The 17,173-nt window shown below is 60.9% G+C and carries 15 protein-coding genes and 1 tRNA gene; 9 read left to right on the top strand and 7 right to left on the bottom strand.

Going from position 1 to position 17,173, the window contains the following annotated elements; translation table 11 throughout:
• Positions 1–200 precede the first annotated feature (200 nt).
• Positions 201–905, top strand: coding sequence for a hypothetical protein (locus tag K9B32_RS15545; protein ID WP_224563549.1), 705 nt, complete (start codon positions 201–203; stop codon positions 903–905).
• A 27-nt stretch (positions 906–932) separates the two neighbouring features.
• On the opposite strand, the gene K9B32_RS15540 is transcribed toward K9B32_RS15545, so the two are convergent.
• Entirely contained in the window at positions 933–1,412 is a 480-nt protein-coding gene (locus K9B32_RS15540; protein ID WP_224563547.1) for a hypothetical protein, read from the bottom strand.
• A 341-nt stretch (positions 1,413–1,753) separates the two neighbouring features.
• Between K9B32_RS15540 and K9B32_RS15535 the strand changes: the two genes are divergently transcribed.
• The gene (locus tag K9B32_RS15535; RefSeq protein WP_224563544.1) at positions 1,754–2,074 is read left to right on the top strand and encodes a hypothetical protein; all 321 of its coding nucleotides are present in this window, start codon (positions 1,754–1,756) and stop codon (positions 2,072–2,074) included.
• Positions 2,075–2,177: 103 nt separating this feature from the next.
• Here K9B32_RS15535 and K9B32_RS15530 read toward each other — a convergent pair.
• Positions 2,178–2,252, bottom strand: a tRNA-Val gene (locus K9B32_RS15530).
• A gap of 83 nt (positions 2,253–2,335) precedes the next feature.
• Positions 2,336–2,698, bottom strand: a complete 363-nt coding sequence (gene cpdR1 / locus K9B32_RS15525) for a response regulator CpdR1 (RefSeq protein ID WP_007527565.1) — start codon at positions 2,696–2,698, stop codon at positions 2,336–2,338.
• A gap of 186 nt (positions 2,699–2,884) precedes the next feature.
• On the opposite strand from cpdR1, the gene K9B32_RS15520 reads away from it, so the two are divergent.
• Complete coding sequence (locus K9B32_RS15520) at positions 2,885–3,766, top strand: N-formylglutamate amidohydrolase (RefSeq protein ID WP_224563630.1); 882 nt, start codon at positions 2,885–2,887, stop codon at positions 3,764–3,766.
• 244 nt (positions 3,767–4,010) lie between these two features.
• The gene (gene hisN, locus K9B32_RS15515) at positions 4,011–4,784 is read left to right on the top strand and encodes a histidinol-phosphatase (RefSeq protein ID WP_224563541.1); all 774 of its coding nucleotides are present in this window, start codon (positions 4,011–4,013) and stop codon (positions 4,782–4,784) included.
• A 42-nt stretch (positions 4,785–4,826) separates the two neighbouring features.
• Here the strand turns inward: hisN and K9B32_RS15510 are convergent, their stop codons facing one another.
• Positions 4,827–5,801 (bottom strand): alpha/beta fold hydrolase, encoded by a 975-nt coding sequence (locus tag K9B32_RS15510; RefSeq protein ID WP_224563539.1) that lies wholly within the window; start codon positions 5,799–5,801, stop codon positions 4,827–4,829.
• Between the two features lie 261 nt (positions 5,802–6,062).
• On the opposite strand from K9B32_RS15510, the gene K9B32_RS15505 reads away from it, so the two are divergent.
• Both K9B32_RS15505 and K9B32_RS15500 read left to right on the top strand, forming a co-directional pair.
• Positions 6,063–6,941 carry a Hint domain-containing protein gene (locus K9B32_RS15505; RefSeq protein ID WP_224563536.1) on the top strand — a complete coding sequence of 293 codons (879 nt, stop codon included), beginning with the start codon at positions 6,063–6,065 and terminating at the stop codon, positions 6,939–6,941.
• 361 nt (positions 6,942–7,302) lie between these two features.
• Positions 7,303–7,770, top strand: a complete 468-nt coding sequence (locus K9B32_RS15500; RefSeq protein ID WP_224563534.1) for an Hsp20 family protein — start codon at positions 7,303–7,305, stop codon at positions 7,768–7,770.
• 64 nt (positions 7,771–7,834) lie between these two features.
• Here K9B32_RS15500 and K9B32_RS15495 read toward each other — a convergent pair whose 3' ends face one another.
• Complete coding sequence (locus tag K9B32_RS15495) at positions 7,835–8,839, bottom strand: bile acid:sodium symporter family protein (RefSeq protein WP_224563532.1); 1,005 nt, start codon at positions 8,837–8,839, stop codon at positions 7,835–7,837.
• A gap of 93 nt (positions 8,840–8,932) precedes the next feature.
• On the opposite strand from K9B32_RS15495, the gene K9B32_RS15490 reads away from it, so the two are divergent.
• Positions 8,933–9,790 (top strand): LysR family transcriptional regulator, encoded by an 858-nt coding sequence (locus tag K9B32_RS15490; RefSeq protein ID WP_224563530.1) that lies wholly within the window; start codon positions 8,933–8,935, stop codon positions 9,788–9,790.
• A gap of 99 nt (positions 9,791–9,889) precedes the next feature.
• Here K9B32_RS15490 and K9B32_RS15485 read toward each other — a convergent pair whose 3' ends face one another.
• On the bottom strand, positions 9,890–10,387 hold the full coding sequence (locus tag K9B32_RS15485; RefSeq protein ID WP_224563528.1) for a GNAT family N-acetyltransferase: 498 nt from the start codon (positions 10,385–10,387) through the stop codon (positions 9,890–9,892).
• 269 nt (positions 10,388–10,656) lie between these two features.
• Here K9B32_RS15485 and K9B32_RS28955 point away from each other — a divergent pair, with 269 nt between their 5' ends.
• On the top strand, positions 10,657–10,785 hold the full coding sequence (locus K9B32_RS28955; protein ID WP_259128832.1) for a hypothetical protein: 129 nt from the start codon (positions 10,657–10,659) through the stop codon (positions 10,783–10,785).
• 10 nt (positions 10,786–10,795) lie between these two features.
• Here K9B32_RS28955 and K9B32_RS15480 read toward each other — a convergent pair whose 3' ends face one another.
• On the bottom strand, positions 10,796–11,845 hold the full coding sequence (locus K9B32_RS15480) for a threonine aldolase family protein (protein WP_224563527.1): 1,050 nt from the start codon (positions 11,843–11,845) through the stop codon (positions 10,796–10,798).
• A gap of 539 nt (positions 11,846–12,384) precedes the next feature.
• Between K9B32_RS15480 and gltB the strand changes: the two genes are divergently transcribed.
• On the top strand, positions 12,385–17,106 hold the full coding sequence (gltB, locus tag K9B32_RS15475; RefSeq protein ID WP_224563525.1) for a glutamate synthase large subunit: 4,722 nt from the start codon (positions 12,385–12,387) through the stop codon (positions 17,104–17,106).
• Positions 17,107–17,173 lie beyond the last annotated feature (67 nt).

The raw sequence follows: 17,173 nt of genomic DNA, 5'->3' as shown, positions 1-17,173 counted from the left end.
GCCATTGTCGCAAACAACCGGTAGCGGAGTGCAAGCTTGCGCCGGAAAGCCACCTGCTGGGCCCGGATGGAGCGACCCCAACTCAGAGAAAATGTCAGCACATCCGCTGCCCCTCGTCTTCCATACGAAAATGAAGCAACTGCCAACCTTTCGGAAAGGATTGCCCGGCGATAATCCGTGTGTTCACGGGAATCGGATAGATGGCAAAAACTGCGACACGCCGCCGCAAATCATCGGCACGATCGAAGAGAAGGGGAGGCGGAAGCGCTCTTCCCTGGACAATCATCGGCGTCATCGCCGTTGGTGGCATTGCGATTTACGACAACTGGAAGAGCGTGAGGCCGATGCTGGCCGCGCATGCGCCGGCCTCCATCGTTTCCCGGCCGGCCTCGGTCGCGCGGAGCGAACCTGCACGCGATTCCAGCCCAAAGCAGACCGCCTCGATCACCGCGGCGGCGCGCATGATGCCGCCTGCCACCGTGCCCATTCCGGCCAAAGCACCTGCCGTCCCGGAAAAAGCGATCCCGGCCTCCATCTCGCCCGCGCAGGCGCAGGCGCAGACCGGCAAGGCCGCGTTCGGTTATTGCGGGCAGGGAGAGCACATCAACTGCGTCGCTGATGGAGGCACGTTCTGGTACAAGGGCGAGAAGATCGCCATTGCCGACGTCGTGAGCCCTGGAATTGAGACGGCCCGTTGTGACAACGAGAAGCGCCTGGGCTTCTCTGCCAAGCTGCGGCTCCTGAACATCCTGAACTCCGGATCCTTCTCGATGAACCCGGCCGGGCAGCCGGGCAAGGCCGGCGCGCCGCATGTCGTGTCGCGCGACGGCCGGTCGATCGGCGTGCAGATGATCAACGAGGGCTTGGCCCGCAAACCCGGCTCGAATGGCGCCTGGTGCGCCTGAGCCTGGCACGTTGCCGCAAACGGTGGCCTACTTCTGCTTCGGCGCCTTGCCATTGGTGCGGAAGCTGCCCGCAAAGGCCGTGTCCTTGCTTTCGGCCGTGCATTCGATGGCAACCGGCTTGCCGCCGTAGGGATTGCCCATCGTGCAGGTGCCGGCAACTTTCACCTGACCCGTCATCTTCTGGCCGACGCCCGTCACCACAAGATTGAGTGGCATGCGGGCGTTGCCGTTGGAGGCGGGCTTGATGGCCGTGCCATCGCCTTGAAAGCCCAGCATCTTGCCGCCCGAGGTGAAGATGAAGGTGACTTGGCCATTCACAAGCGTCACGCTCGCAAGTTCGGCTTCGCAACCCTTCGTCGCGTCGACCTTGCCGACGACGAGCTTGGCGCATTTGCCGGCGAGCGTCAGGGCACCGGGCGCGCCGGGGAAATTCTGCGATGCCGCCTCCGCTGTCGTGGTCAGCGTCGCGGCGAGCAGCGAAGCGGCGGCCAAAGTTGCCAGTCTCATGTCTTTACCTCGTAGTTCTTGTCTCAGCAGTCCTGTTTGTCGGCAGCGACTTGCCATTGTTCTGTGTTCGAAATTGGTCGATAGGCCCGACTTTCAATTCTGGCAATCGGCAAAGAAAACCCGAACGAGAACGCCGGATGATCTCCCGGCGTACTTCGCGCTCCATACGGATGTCCTCTGCATGCGTGATATGGCGCTTAGGCAGAGCGATCACGAGCGATGGCTGCACGCTCGTCTGCCAGCGAGACTGCCAGTCTAGCTAAGATTGAGGGGCTGCCGATTTGTCGGTTCGCGGAAAGCGAGTATAGTCTTTTTCCGCCATGCACATTCGGGGGAGCGAAATGGGCGCTGGATCTCGCATTGCCGCCAATGCTGCGATCCTAGCTGCTATGCTGGTACTGCCATCGGCCGCGTTCTCCGCAGCGGCACTGAACGTCGATGCGCGCTCTTCAACCTGTAGCCAGATCTCCCAGATCATCCGCCAGAACAAGAAGGTGTTCGTCCGCTCCGGCTTCGGCGGCAGCAGCTTTCGCTATCCGCCTGCCAAATGCGGCTTGGGCTATACGCGCACCACGGCCAGTTTCCGGGATGCGGCGGGCAAGCAATGCGTCCTTGACTACGCCTGCGCTTACGACAGCGGATCCTTTTACAATAACCCGTAGCGTGGCGGGAGGCCGGCGCAAAGGTTGAGACGCAGTCAAGGCTCGAGCTGCACCGGAAACGAAAAAGGGCTTAGCGGTTTCCCGCTAAGCCCTTGAATTCGAATGGTGGGCGTGACAAGGATCGAACTTGTGACCCCTACGATGTCAACGTAGTGCTCTCCCGCTGAGCTACACGCCCATCCGATGGCGGCGCATAGACCACAAACCCTTTTTGCCGTCAATAGGCTTTTTTCGGTTTTGTGACATGCGCTGCCGGAAGCCTTACGCGGCAAGCATTTTGTTCACTTCCTCGACGAGGTCGCGCAGGTGGAAAGGCTTGGAAAGAACCTTTGCGTCCTTCGGTGCCTTCGAATCAGGGTTCAGTGCGACAGCCGCGAATCCGGTGATGAACATCACTTTCAGGTCCGGATCGAGTTCGGTCGCGCGGCGCGCCAGTTCGATTCCGTCCATCTCGGGCATGACGATATCGGTCAGGAGCAGCGAGAAGGGTTCTTCGCGAAGCCTGTCATAGGCGCTGGCGCCGTTGTCGTAGGAGAGGACCTTGTAGCCTGCCTTTTCAAGCGCCTTCACAAGGAAGCGGCGCATGTCGTTGTCGTCTTCTGCAAGAAGTATCTTCTGAGTCATTATCCAGACCGCTTATCAGTAATTTATGCGTGGGCTCCAGCCATTTACACTAGAGTTCGGCCAGTAAACAACCAATGAAGAGGTCATCCAAGGCGTCATCCCCATGAGATAGTATGGACTTGCCGTGCGGCAACTGGCAACATGGGCGAAGCAGTGGCCTCCTGGCAGGGTAAAGAGGGAAAAAGGGTGCAGGAAATCCCCGAATACGCACTTTTCGAGGTCCGGGAGCCTTTGTCGCACACCATTCCATTCGTCTACAACTCGCCGCATAGCGGGCGCATCTATCCTCCCGAATTTATCGCTCAGTCCCGGCTCGAGGGCGTTTCGATACGCCGCTCCGAGGACCACTACGTCGATGAGCTGTTCGGCGATGCGAGCGCGCTCGGCGCGCCGTTCCTGCTTGCGAATTTTCCGCGCGCCTATCTGGATGTGAACCGCGAGCCCTACGAGCTCGATCCGCGCATGTTCGACGGTCTCCTGCCGCCCTACGCGAACATCAATTCGCTGCGTGTCGCAGGCGGGCTTGGCACCATTCCGCGCATCGTTGCCGAGAACATGGAAATCTATGCGCGTCGGCTGTCGGTGCAGGAAGGGCTCGATCGCATCGAGGCCGTCTATAAGCCGTATCATGCGGCGCTGCGGCGGTTGATCGCCCGCACGCATGTCCAATTCGGCTTCGGCGTGCTGATCGACTGCCACTCGATGCCCGGCAATGTCCGTGTCGCCGGCACCAATGCGCGGCCGGATTTCATCATCGGCGATCGCTATGGCACCAGCGCTTCGGCCGAGCTGTCGCGCGCGGCCGTCGCCATCTTCGAGGAAATGGGCTTCACGGCGATCCGCAACAAGCCCTATGCAGGCGGCTTCATCACCGAGCATTACGGCCGCCCGTCACGCGGGCTGCATGCTCTGCAGATCGAAGTGAACCGGTCGATCTATGTCGACGAAATTACGCTGGAAAAGCGGGCCGACTTCGCCTTGGTTGCCGGAGCGATCACCGCCTTCATGCGCCAGTTGGCGGTCTATGTGGCGCAGTTCGCGACAGACTCTGCCCTGGCTGCCGAGTAAGCCTCCAAGACTGTCAAAAAAAGACCGCCTTGCGGCGGTCCAAGTCTAGGGAGGAAACACCCAAGGAGGGTATTTACAGTCGGAAGACTGTGTGCAAACGCTACTATTGCGGTGCACAATTGTCAATCAGAATTCTGCGATGCAAAAATATTGGGCAGCCGGCTAAATGCTGCCGCTCTCGTTTGCAACCGGCCGCAATTCCGCTATGAAAAGCGCCACTCGCGCGCCACCGATGGATTTCACCATGCTTCCTGATCGCTCGTTCTTCAACCGCCTTGCGGAAGCCGCCAGGGCCGAGACGCTGCCGCGTTTCCGTTCCGGGCTTGACGTGACCAACAAGCTGTCGAGCGGCTTTGATCCGGTCACCGAGGGCGACAGGGCTGCGGAAGTCGCCATTCGCGCGCTGATCGAGGAGCATTTTCCGGATCACGGCATTCTTGGTGAAGAGCACGGCAATGTCGGCCTCGACCGCGAATATGTGTGGGTTATCGACCCGATCGATGGTACGCGCGCCTTTATTTCGGGCGTGCCTGTCTGGGGAACGCTGATCGGTCTGCAGCGCGACGGTCGGGCCATTATGGGAATGATCGAGCAGCCGTTCACCGGCGAACGGTACTTCGCGGATGCGAATGGTTCCATCTACAGCGGTCCGGAGGGAGAGCGCCGGCTGCAGGTCCGCGATTGCGGCGCCCTTTCGAACGCCATCCTTTTCACCACCTCGCCGCATCTCTTTGTAGGCGTCGAAATGGAGAAATATCGGGAAATCGAAAGCCAGGTGAGGCTGTTCCGCTACGGAACGGATTGCTACGCCTATGCGCTGCTTGCAGCCGGCCACGTTGACCTGGTGATCGAGAACAGCCTGAAGCCCTACGATGTCGGCGGCATTATTCCCGTCATCGAGAATGCCGGCGGGATCATCACGACCTGGGATGGCGGGCGTCCGGAAAACGGCGGTTCGATCATTGCCGCAGGCAGCCGCGCCGTCTACGAACAGGCGATGGCTGTCCTCAATCGATAGCAGCAATCGGCACTTCCAGAGGTCACTCGGATAGCGATCGGGCTACGTGCCAAACCCTTCGACTTCCTCGACCGCCTCGGCATCGCTGCCGGGAATGAAGGCGTGAAATGCCGCAAGCGCTGCCTTGCGGTAGACATCGCGCTCCTGCAGCACCTCATGCCGCCCACCATTGATCGGCACGAACTGAGCTGCGCGGAAATAGCGTGAGATTCGCTCCTGCGCGATATAGGGCACGATGGCGTCGCGCGTCGGCGCGATCACGACCGTTGGTATGGTGATCGAAAACAGATGGCTCGGAGAGGTCACGCGGTCGATCGCCCGGAAGGAGTCGTGCAGCCAGCGCGCGGTCGGCGGGCCAAGCGTCAGTTCCGGATGGGCCGCGGCAATGGCGACGTTGCGCTCGAACCGCGTCTCGTCCGATGTTAGGGGGTTATCGCGGAACGGCTGCTCCTTGAGTTTGCGCGTTAGCGGAAACGAGCCGAGACCGAGCGAACAGGCGACCCCGGCAAGGGCGCGGATGGTGCCTTCCGACGCCGCCTGACCTGAGAGGCCGATAAAGGGTGCCGTCAGCACCATCCGCTCGATGCGTGTCGAAAGGTACGGGGCGGCGGACATCGCGATCAGCGCTCCGGTCGAATGCGCGAGAATGAAGAAGGGCAGGCGGGTATCCGGCAAAACGATCTTCTCAAGGAACGTGTCGAGGTCATGCTCGTAATCGATGAAGCGCCGGACATGGCCGTAGGTGCCCTTCTTCAGAAGCCGGTCGGAGCCGCCCTGGCCGCGCAGATCGAAGGTCGCGACCCAGAGCCCCTTGGCCGTCAGGTCGCGGATCGTCTCGAAATACTTCTCGATAAATTCGTTTCGGCCCTGGAGGAGGACGACAGTGCCCTTCGCGACCGGTGCATCAGAGCGGAAGACGGCATAGCGCAGCCGATGGCCATCGTGCGTCTCGAAGTAGCCTTCGGTGCGGTTTTCGGGTGCCGGATTGTCGGGGGTCGAAAAAAGGACCTGTTCCATGGTCGATCGATCGTGTCCTTCGCGGATTCGCCTCTAGAGTAAAGCGGATAGGCGATCGCGCTGTCAAATCAAAGAAAAAAGCTTCGGTAACGGGCGATGGATCGGAAGTTAAGTTTGGTCGCTGCCTTGCAAATCCTTGACCCCGGACGACCGGCCCTGCCTACTCCCTTTTCGGTAGGCGTTAGCGCTATTCTCCGAAGTTCAATGCAATACAACTTATTATAACATGGGCTGGCGTTACTCTTATCAAAGGAAGCCAGCATGTCATCCACGGAAGATCCGAAGCTGCCACGCAATACCGCACGAAGGCATTTTCTAGGTGTGGCCGCCGCCGCCGGTGCGCGGCTCGCCAGCGTCGCGGCGGCAGCAACGGCAGTTTCCACGTCTCCCGCGAGCGCGATGGGCCGGCGTTGGGGGAGGGGCAACTCCGGTAGAGGCGGGAACGGCTCTGGCGCAGGCGGACACGGCAGTTCCGGCGGCGGTGGTGGCGGTGGCGCGCAGTGCTTCCTGCGTGGGACGGCGATCCTTACGGATTGCGGCGAAAAGCCTGTCGAGGATCTTCGCATCGGCGATCGCGTTTCGCTTCCGGATGGCGATGCCCGCCCGATCAAGTGGGTCGGCCGCCAAGTCTTCAAGAAAAGTGGTGCAAGCTGGCACGAAGGCGTGGTGCCGATCCGCGTCTCGCGCCACGCGCTGGATAGCCGAACACCACATTCCGATCTCTACCTATCGCCTGGCCATGCGCTGTTCCTGAATGGCGTTCTGATCCGCGTGAAGGATCTGGTGAACGGCACGACAATTGCACCGGTCGTTCCTGCGGCCGACAAGTCGATCGAGTACTATGCCGTCCTGCTCAATACGCATGAAGTCATCCTTGCCGAGGGCGCTGCAGCCGAAACTTTCCATCCCTCGGACAGCAACCACGAAAACTTCTCCAATTTTGCGGAGTACGAACGTCTTTATGCCGGCCAGGCGCGCACTTCGATGACATCCTATGCGACGGTCCTCGGCGAGGAAGGCGGCTGGAAGCATTTGAAAGCGCTTCTTCTGCTTGGCGCTTCGCATTTGTTGCCGATTAGCGATCCATTCCAGGATGCCTGCAAGAAGATTAATGCGCGCGCCAAAGAGCTATCGGCCTGATTTCCTCGTCTTCGAGCTCGACCAATTAAAAAAAGACCGGCATGCGGAACTTGAGGGGTTTCGCGATGCCGGCCGGAGATCGGGCTGAAGACGAAGGGACGATACACTCCAGCCATCGGGCCAGTGTCACCCGATGGCACGATTCCTAATCCCCCACTCATGAACGGCTTCCGAACCGGCTATTCATATGCGGTTCACGCAACGTGAGTTCGCTCCTGTGCCAGGGTCTTGAACTGCGCAAATGCTATCCCCATCTCATTCCTGCAGGCGCCAAACGGGCTTGCCGAACCGTCCCGAAGCTGCCGAATAAGGGGTTTCAGGGGCAACTATCGCAACACGTCGCTTCCTTAAGGAGGACATCATGCGTCACGTAGACTTCTCTCCCCTTTATCGTTCCACCGTCGGTTTCGACCGTCTCTTCACTATGCTCGACAGTCTCGGTCAGCCTGACCAGGGCCAGACCTATCCGCCCTACAATATCGAGCGTACCGGTGAAAACACCTACCGCATTACTATGGCCGTTGCCGGTTTCGATGAGACCGAAATCACCATCGAGGCACAGGCCCACGCTTTGACCGTCAAGGGTGAAAAGAGCGAAGACAATGCGGAAGCCAGCGAGTTCCTCTATCGCGGCATCGCCAAGCGCGCCTTCGAGCGTCGCTTCCAGCTTGCCGACCATGTGGAGGTTACTGCCGCTTCGCTGAAGAACGGTCTGCTCCACATCGACCTGCTTCGCAGCATTCCGGAAGCCATGAAGCCGCGCAAGATCGCGATTGCGGCTGAGCCGGTCAGCGCGCCGAAGGCCATCGAGGCGCAGGTCGCCAACTAATCGGTCCTCCCAGGCCAATGATGCCGGCGGCGCTCGTTCGAGCGCCGCCTTTTTGTTATCGACGTCAGGCTGGGCTTGCCGTCTCCTCAACTTCCTCTTCGGTGATCCGATGCGCGGCCTTCGCCGCATACTTCTGCGCGATCACGGCGCAGACCATCAACTGGATCTGATGGAATAGCATCAGTGGCAGCACGATGGCGCCGACCGATTGCCCGGCAAAGATGACGCTGGCCATTGGCGCGCCGCTGGCGAGGCTCTTCTTCGATCCGCAGAAGGTGATAGTGATCTCGTCGGCCTTGCTGAAGCCGAGGAGGCGGCTGCCAAACATGGTGAAGCACAAGACGAGAGCAAGCAGACCCATGTCGGCGATAATGACCGCTGCAATGTCGGCGATCGAGAACGTGTGCCATAATCCCTCGACGACCGCCTTGCTGAAGGCAAGATAGACGACCATCAGGATCGAGCCGCGGTCAACCGGCATCAGCAGGGTCTTTTTCGCGCGGATCCAATTGCCGATCCAGGGCTGGAGCACCTGGCCGACGACGAAGGGCAGCAGCAGTTGCAGGAGGATCTGTCCGAGGATGTCCCATGAGAAGCTGCCATGGCCGCCGACCGAGAAGAGCAGTCCGACGAGCAGCGGCGTTAGGAACATGCCGAAGATGTTTGATGCCGAAGCCGAGCAGATGGCAGCCGGCACGTTGCCACCGGCCATCGACGTGAAGGCGATCGACGATTGTACCGTCGAAGGCAGGACGCTGAGATAAAGGATGCCGAGATAGAGGGGCTTCGGCAGGATCCATTCCGGCACGAAGCCGAGACCGAGGCCGAGGATCGGGAAAAGGCCGAACGTTGTCAGCAGGATCGCGAGATGCAGACGCCAATGCAGCAGACCGGCAATCACGACGTCACGTGACAGGCGGGCGCCGTGCAGGAAGAAGAGGAGAGCCACCGCCAGGTTCGTCGCGATCCCGAAATAGCCGGCAAAGGCGCCTTTGGCGGGCAGCAGCGAGGCGAGGATGACGGTGCAGACCAACAGCATCGTAAAGTTATCGGGTAGAAACCGGCGCATGACGGATACTCATCGAGATCGGTAGATCATTTGTCTTTCTTCCATTATGATACAGGATGCAAGGAATAACAGTTATCGTATTTCTGGATTGCCATGCTTGATCTTACGCAGCTGCGCAGTTTTGTTGCCGTCGAACAGATGGGAAGCTTCACACTGGCCGCCGAAAGGCTCGGCCTCGGCCAATCGACCGTCAGTCAGCACATCCAGCGGCTTGAAAGCGCGGTCGGACGGCGGTTGCTGGCGCGCGACACCCACAAGGTGCTGCTGACGACCGACGGCGAGGCGCTGCTTAGCCATGCGCGGGCGATGCTGGCGATCGAGGCACAGGTTCAGTCGCAATTCAGGGGACAGAGGCTGCGCGGCAATCTCCGGCTCGGCGTGTCGGAAGACTTCGTGACCAGCCAGCTACCGGCAGTGCTCGAGGATTTCGTTCGCTCGCACCCATCTGTTGATCTGGAGCTGACGGTGGCGCTCTCCGGCACGCTCTACGAGATGCAGGATAATGGTGAGATCGACCTCGTGCTGGCGAAGCGTCGGCTCGGCGATGCGCGCGGGCGGCTGGTCTATCGCGAGCCATTGGTCTGGCTTGCACGCGATCCCGAGCACGTCTTGAGCGGTGGGCCCCTGCCGTTGATCGCCTTCCCGCCGCCGAGCGTGACGCGCAGCATTGCACTCGAAGCATTGGGGCGCAGCCAGGTCGCGTGGCGGATTGTCTGTACCTGCGGCAGCCTCAGCGGACTAACGGCGGCAGCGCGGGCGGGCATGGGCGTGCTGGTGCAGCCACGCAGCATGGCGCCATCGGGGTTGAAGGAGATCGGCAAAGGCAAGCTGCCGGTGCTTGAGGATGTCGAGTTTGTGCTGGTGCCGCGCAAGGGAGCGGACCAGACACTGGTTTCGGCCCTATCGGACGACATCCTTGGCAAGGTGCGCAGCCTTCGCGCCAACGCATGACAAGCCGTTGGCTCTCAGCCGCCGGACGAACAATCGCGAGCCAGTTTCCTAACCCCAGTTATCGAGAGGCAGCGTGTCTTTAAGACCTCAGCTTCGCTATCAAGTGGCGTTGAAGCCATCGTGATAGCTGACTTTGCCCGCAGGCGTGTCGCCGTCGAACGCCAAGCGCATGAAATATTCCGCAGGCGCAGCCTCAAAGATCAGATTGGCGTCATTCTGGAAGCCGAAGCGCATGTAGTAGCCGGGATCGCCGAGAACGACGCAGCCTTTGGCTCCAATATCGGCGAGTCGCGATAGGCCGTCGCGGATGAGCTTTCCGCCAATGCCCCCTTTTTGACGGTCCGGTCTGACCGAGACCGGTCCGAGTCCATACCAGCCCTTGTCTTCGCCATCGATCGTGACGGGCGAAAACGCGACATGCCCAACAACGGCACCGTCCTCGACGGCGACGAGCGAGACGATCAGGGCGTCCGCATTACGCAGAGCGTCGACGATCTCTGCTTCTGTTTGGCTGCTATAGTCCATCGGTGCGAACGCCGCCTTTGTTATCTGGCGGATCGCCGCGATGTCGCTTAGCTGTTCAGGACGGATTTCCACTTGGGTCTCTTTCGCCGTTTTCCGATTTCAGACCGGTGCCCCGTGATAGCGCGGCTGCGGCAGGGCGGCCAGGGATAGGTAATCAACCACGCCGATCCTGCAACAAAGCTTCATGCCGGTGCAATTCTGGTTCGCCTCTTGCCTCAAAAGTTAATGGACTACTTACCATCTTAAGGCGCTTTCAACCCTATGGGTTAGGCATCTGGTTAGGTTCGGGGTCTAGGCTCCCCTGCTGGATGGTCGATCTTCGGGGCAAGGAGAACGGACCGATGACGTATGGCGTACTCTTCGTATCCGGGCTGGTTGCCTGTGTGATGCTGATTGTCGTGGCCGGACACGACGCGAAAACGACGGATAGCGGCAAGCCGCAATCCGCGGTGACGGGGCATCAGAATTGAGCCCTGCGATTCACCCTGCAAGGCAGCCCAGGAAGCCATCGACGTCTGCCTCATCAGTCGCAAAGCTGGTGACGAGGCGGACCAGCGTCTCACCCGAGCCGACGAGTTCGGGCGTTGCCGGCGACACCGGCCATTCATAGAACTTCGCGCCCTTCTCCTCGGCGGTTTTGGCCGCGCTCTTCGGGATGACGGCAAAGACTTCGTTGGCCGAGGTCGGCCATGCGAGGCGGGCCAGGTTGCTCGCGGTGATGCCGGCGCGCAGACGGTCGGACATGCCGTTCGCATGGCGAGCGAGATCGAGCCAGAGATCGTTCTCGAAATAGGCATCGAACTGGGCCGCGATGAAGCGTGACTTCGAGAACAGCTGGGCGGCGCGCTTGCGGATGAACGGCATCTCTTTCGCCTGCTCCGCATTGAAGAAGACGATCGCTTCCGCGCACCAGCAGCCGTTCTTCGTGCCACCGAAGGACAGCATGTCGATGCCGCGCTTCCAGGTCATCTCGGCCGGGCTGACACTGAGGGAGACGAGGGCATTGGCAAAGCGTGCGCCGTCCATGTGGAGGGGTAGCTTGTCCCTTTGGGCGATCGCGGCGATTTCGTCGATTTCCGACAGGCTGTAGACCGTACCGGCTTCCGTCGCCTGAGTGATCGTAACAGCCGTTGCGCGTCCGTGTTGCACGGCCGTTTGCGGGTAAGCTGCGACCTTCTCCTTCAGTTTAGTCGGATCGATCTTTCCTTCCGCGCCGGGGACGCCGAGCAGGCGGGCGCCGCTGAAGAAGTCTGGCGCGCCGCATTCGTCCGCAATCACGTGCGCTTCGGAATGGCAAAAGGTGATGCCGCCCGGCCGTTGGACGCTGGCGAGCGACAAGGAGTTCGCTGCCGTCCCGGTGCCGACGAAGACGACGGCGACCTCACGCTCGAAGACTTCGGCAAAGCGCCGCTCGACGCGCCGGTCGAGATCGCTCGCGCCATAAGCTGCGGCAAAGCCGTCGGATTCCCGGAGCAGACGTTCGGCTATGGATCGATGGGCGCCGGCCCAGTTGTCGGATGCGAAATACATGGAAGGAAACCGCTTGGGATGGATGAGGATCGGGTTCGGGGCGGGACATTACGCGATCATCCCGGCTGGTCAAAGAGGCGGCGTGGAATCCATCACAAAAATTGACTTCGGCAATCAATAAACAAAATAGTGCGGAAAGGCGTAATTTTATGTCGCATATATGCGTTGTTTCGGCAATATTAGGTCGCAAACCGCCGATTTTTTGAATCTGCACTCTTGCGTAGACAATATGTTTCTGGCATAGATCAGGTGAATTAGGACAGTGTTGCTGTCCTATTTTGGCCGCGATGGCCGAAGAGGCGCCAAAAAACCTTACACTTGTGGGGTTTCACGCTATAGTTCTTCAAAAGCGGGCAAAAGCCCGCGTGTGGAGGCGGATGGCAGGCGCGGGAGCGCACGGTTGCTTTCCCTGGAGAGCCTGCCGCCGGCGACCGGATCTTCGATAATGCAACAGCGCTGTCACGCGCCGAACCTAGGATCAGGGACGGCGCGCGACAAGAAGCCGCCCGCAGCCCCGCGGGCTCTGACAGGAGGGAAAGATGACGAAGGCGCCATCCACGGGTTTTGACGAGTTCGCGGCAGCAACGACGCGCGCGACGGCCAATACGCGTAAATTCACCTCCGGTCTGCCGCGAAAACAGGGGCTTTACGACCCGCGCAACGAGCACGATGCCTGCGGCGTTGGCTTTGTCGCCCATATGAAGGGTCAGAAGTCGCACCAGATCGTCAAGGACGGTCTCTTCATTCTCGAGAACCTGACGCATCGCGGTGCCGTCGGCGCCGATCCGCTGATGGGCGATGGCGCCGGTATTCTCGTACAGATTCCGGACCGCTTCTTCCGCGAGGAAATGGCCAAGCAGGGTATCACCCTGCCGAAGGTCGGCGAGTACGGCATGGGCCACATCTTCATGCCGCGTGACGAAAAGCAGATCGCGCATTTCAAGAAGGTGATCCAGGACGTCATCACGGAAGAAGGCCAGGTCTTCCTCGGCTTCCGTGATGTGCCTGTTGATAACTCCTCGCTGTCCAAGGCACCTGAGATCGCCGCGACCGAACCGCACCACGTGCAGGTCTTCATCGGCGCGGGCAAGGACGCTGCGACGAACGACGAGTTCGAGCGCCGCCTGTTCACGCTCCGTAAGGTGATCTCCAACCGTATTTACGACGAGTTCGACGGCGAGGAGAGCAACTTCTATCCGGTCTCGCTGTCGTCAGCGACGGTTGTCTATAAGGGCATGTTCCTGGCCTACCAGGTCGGTGCCTACTACACGGACCTGTCGGACCCGCGCTTCGAAACCGCGGTCGCCCTCGTGCATCAGCGCTTCTCCACCAACACCTTCCCGTCGTGGAAGCTGGCGCATCCCTATCGCATGGTCGCCCACAACGGCGAAATCAACACGCTGCGCTCCAACGTCAATTGGATGGCGGCGCGTCAGGCCTCTGTTTCCTCGCCGCTCTTCGGTGACGACATCTCCAAGCTCTGGCCGATCTCCTATGAAGGCCAGTCGGACACGGCCTGTTTTGACAACGCGCTCGAGTTCCTCGTGCGCGGCGGCTACTCCATGGCGCACGCCGTGATGATGCTGATCCCGGAAGCCTGGGCCGGCAACCAGTCGATGGCGGCCGAGCGAAAGGCATTCTACGAATATCATGCCGCGCTGATGGAGCCGTGGGACGGACCGGCGGCTGTCGCCTTCACCGACGGCAAGCAGATCGGCGCGACGCTCGACCGCAACGGTCTGCGTCCGGCACGTTATCTCGTCACCAGCGACGACCGCGTCATCCTCGCTTCGGAAGCCGGCACGCTGCCGGTGGCTGAAGAGGATATCGTGCAGAAGTGGCGCTTGCAGCCAGGCAAGATGCTGCTGATCGACATGGAAAAGGGCCGGATCGTTTCCGACGAGGAAGTGAAGTCCGAGCTTGCGACCAAGCATCCCTACCGCAACTGGCTGGATCGCACGCAGCTCATCCTCGAAGACCTGAAGCCGGTCGAGCCCCGCGCGCTGCGCCGCGACGTGTCGCTACTCAACCGCCAGCAGGCCTTCGGCTACACGACCGAAGACACCAAGATCCTGATGTCGCCGATGGCGACGACGGGTCAGGAAGCCGTCGGCTCGATGGGCACGGATACGCCGATCTCGGCGATGTCCGAGAAGTCGAAGCTGCTCTACACCTACTTCAAGCAGAACTTCGCGCAGGTTACCAACCCGCCGATCGACCCGATCCGCGAAGAGCTCGTCATGAGCCTCGTCTCGTTCATCGGGCCGCGTCCCAACATTCTCGACCATACTGGCATGGCGAACGCCAAGCGCCTGGAAGTGCGCCAGCCGATCCTGACAAATGGCGATCTCGAAAAGATCCGCTCGATCGGTCACACGGAGGACCGCTTCGACACCAAGACGCTCGATTTCACCTATGACGTCGAGCGTGGCGCCGAAGGCATGCCCGAGATGCTCGACCGCCTCTGTGAGCGCGCGGAAGCGGCGGTGAAGGGCGGCTACAACATCATCGTGCTCTCCGACCGCCAGATCGGACCGGACCGCATCGCGATCCCGGCGCTGCTGGCGACCGCTGCTGTCCACCATCACCTTATCCGCAAGGGTCTTCGCACCTCGGTCGGCCTCGTTGTCGAGACCGGCGAGCCGCGCGAAGTGCATCATTTCTGCCTTCTCGCAGGCTATGGCGCCGAAGCGATCAACCCTTACCTTGCCTTCGACACGCTGCTCGACATGCATGCCAAGGGCGAATTCCCGAAGGAAGTGGACGCTAGCGAAGTCGTCTACCGCTACATCAAGGCGGTCGGCAAAGGTATCCTCAAGGTCATGTCGAAGATGGGTATCTCGACCTATCAGTCCTATTGCGGCGGTCAGATCTTCGATGCGATCGGTTTGCAGCAGGAGCTGGTCGACAAGTACTTCTTCGGTACGGCAACGATGATCGAAGGCGTCGATCTCAAGGCGATCGCCGAAGAGACCGTTGCTCGTCACACCTCCGCTTTCGGCAAGGATCCGCTGCTGGCGACCACGCTGGATATCGGCGGCGAGTATGCCTTCCGCATGCGCGGCGAAAGCCACGCCTGGACGCCGGATGCGGTCGCGACACTGCAGCATGCCGTTCGCGGCAATGCCGAAGACCGCTATCGCGAGTTTGCCGAGATGGTGAACACCTCGGCGCTGCGCATGAACACGATCCGCGGCCTCTTCAACATCAAGAGCGCCGAACAGCTCGGCCGCACGCCCGTCTCGGTCGACGAGGTCGAGCCGGCGATCGATATCGTCAAGCGCTTCTCGACCGGTGCCATGTCCTTCGGCTCGATCTCCAGAGAGGCGCATACGACGCTGGCGATCGCCATGAACAAGATCGGCGGCAAGTCCAACACCGGCGAGGGGGGCGAAGAGAGTGATCGCTACATGCCGCTGCCGGACGGTTCGTCGAACCCGGAACGCTCGGCGATCAAGCAGATCGCATCGGGACGCTTCGGTGTGACGACCGAATATCTGGTCAATGCCGACATGCTGCAGATCAAGGTCGCGCAGGGGGCAAAGCCCGGCGAAGGCGGCCAGCTGCCCGGCCACAAGGTCGATGCGACGGTTGCCAAGACCCGTCACTCGACGCCGGGCGTCGGCCTGATCTCGCCGCCACCGCACCACGACATCTACTCGATCGAAGATCTGGCGCAGCTGATCTACGACCTGAAGAACGTCAACCCGACGTCCGATGTCTCGGTAAAGCTCGTCTCGGAAGTCGGCGTCGGCACGGTTGCCGCCGGCGTTGCCAAGGCGCGCGCCGACCACATCACCGTCTCCGGCTTCGACGGCGGCACCGGCGCATCGCCGCTGACCTCGCTGAAGCATGCGGGCAGCCCGTGGGAAATCGGCCTTGCCGAAACCCAGCAGACGCTGGTGCTGAACGGCCTGCGTTCGCGCATCGCCCTGCAGGTCGATGGTGGTCTGAAGACCGGCCGCGACGTCATCATCGGTGCGCTTCTCGGCGCTGACGAGTTCGGCTTCGCGACCGCGCCGCTGATCGCCGCCGGCTGCATCATGATGCGCAAGTGTCACCTGAACACCTGTCCTGTCGGCGTTGCCACGCAGGATCCGGTTCTGCGCAAGCGCTTCAAGGGCACGCCCGAGCACGTCGTCAACTACTTCTTCTTCGTCGCCAACGAAGTGCGCGAAATCCTGGCTTCTCTCGGCTTCACCAAACTCGATGACATCATCGGCGCTTCGGAGTTGCTCGAGAAGGACGAGATGCTGGCGCACTGGAAGTCCAAGGGTCTCGACTTCAGCCGCATCTTCCACAAGGTCGAGGCGCCGAAGGATGCGACCTACTGGACAACCCGCCAGAAGCACCCGATCGACGACATTCTCGATCGCAAGCTGATCGCGGAGGCCGAGTCGGCATTGTCTTCGAAGACGCCGGTTGCCTTCGAAGTCGATATCAAGAACGTCGACCGTTCGGCGGGCGCGATGCTGTCCGGCGAAGTCGCCAAGCGTTACAACCATCGCGGCCTCAAGGACGACACGATTAACGTGACGCTCAAGGGCACGGCAGGTCAGTCGTTTGGCGCCTTCCTGGCGCGCGGCATCACCTTCAACCTGATCGGTGACGGCAACGACTATGTCGGCAAGGGCCTTTCGGGCGGCAAGATCATCGTCCGGCCGCCGGAGAACTCGAAGATTGTCGCGGAAGAGTCGATCATCGTCGGCAACACCGTGCTCTACGGTGCGACCGAAGGCGAGTGCTACTTCCGCGGTGTCGCGGGCGAGCGCTTCGCGGTCCGTAACTCGGGTGCGATCGCCATCGTCGAAGGCGTGGGCGACCACGGCTGCGAATACATGACGGGCGGTGTCGTTGTCGTGCTCGGCTCGACGGGTCGCAACTTCGCGGCCGGCATGTCCGGTGGCGTCGCCTATGTGCTCGACGAGGCGGGCGATTTCGCCAAGCGCTGCAACATGGCGATGGTCGAGCTCGAGCCGGTTCCGGAGGAGGACGACATGCTGGAGAAGCTGCATCATCACGGCGGTGACCTCATGCACAAGGGCCGCGTCGACGTCTCCGGTGACATGACGCGCCACGACGAGGAGCGCCTCTACCAGTTGATCTCCAACCATCTGCACTACACGGGTTCTACCCGCGCCAAGCAGATCCTGGACAACTGGGCCGACTACCGTCCGAAGTTCCGCAAGGTCATGCCGGTCGAGTACCGCCGTGCCCTTGAAGAAATGGAACGCGCCCGCATGGGAATTGCGGCGGAGTAATGCTCTTGAATCGCTAGGTCTATAACTGCTCTGACGAGGGGCACGGAGATACCGGAAAGGACGCTGA

Origin of the sequence: Rhizobium sp. 3T7 (assembly GCF_020166565.1) — a bacterium.
GTDB lineage: Bacteria > Pseudomonadota > Alphaproteobacteria > Rhizobiales > Rhizobiaceae > Rhizobium.
Note: the sequence above shows the minus strand (reverse complement) of the source record. Positions and strands in the feature narration are given on the sequence as shown.

Coding starts and splice junctions, on each gene's coding strand:
- K9B32_RS15545 (WP_224563549.1), top strand. CDS start 201: ATGGCAAAAACTGCGACACGCCGCCGCAAATCATCGGCACGATCGAAG.
- K9B32_RS15540 (WP_224563547.1), bottom strand. CDS start 1,412: ATGAGACTGGCAACTTTGGCCGCCGCTTCGCTGCTCGCCGCGACGCTG.
- K9B32_RS15535 (WP_224563544.1), top strand. CDS start 1,754: ATGGGCGCTGGATCTCGCATTGCCGCCAATGCTGCGATCCTAGCTGCT.
- cpdR1 (WP_007527565.1), bottom strand. CDS start 2,698: ATGACTCAGAAGATACTTCTTGCAGAAGACGACAACGACATGCGCCGC.
- hisN (WP_224563541.1), top strand. CDS start 4,011: ATGCTTCCTGATCGCTCGTTCTTCAACCGCCTTGCGGAAGCCGCCAGG.
- K9B32_RS15510 (WP_224563539.1), bottom strand. CDS start 5,801: ATGGAACAGGTCCTTTTTTCGACCCCCGACAATCCGGCACCCGAAAAC.
- K9B32_RS15505 (WP_224563536.1), top strand. CDS start 6,063: ATGTCATCCACGGAAGATCCGAAGCTGCCACGCAATACCGCACGAAGG.
- K9B32_RS15500 (WP_224563534.1), top strand. CDS start 7,303: ATGCGTCACGTAGACTTCTCTCCCCTTTATCGTTCCACCGTCGGTTTC.
- K9B32_RS15495 (WP_224563532.1), bottom strand. CDS start 8,839: ATGCGCCGGTTTCTACCCGATAACTTTACGATGCTGTTGGTCTGCACC.
- K9B32_RS15490 (WP_224563530.1), top strand. CDS start 8,933: ATGCTTGATCTTACGCAGCTGCGCAGTTTTGTTGCCGTCGAACAGATG.
- K9B32_RS28955 (WP_259128832.1), top strand. CDS start 10,657: ATGACGTATGGCGTACTCTTCGTATCCGGGCTGGTTGCCTGTGTGATG.
- K9B32_RS15480 (WP_224563527.1), bottom strand. CDS start 11,845: ATGTATTTCGCATCCGACAACTGGGCCGGCGCCCATCGATCCATAGCC.
- gltB (WP_224563525.1), top strand. CDS start 12,385: ATGACGAAGGCGCCATCCACGGGTTTTGACGAGTTCGCGGCAGCAACG.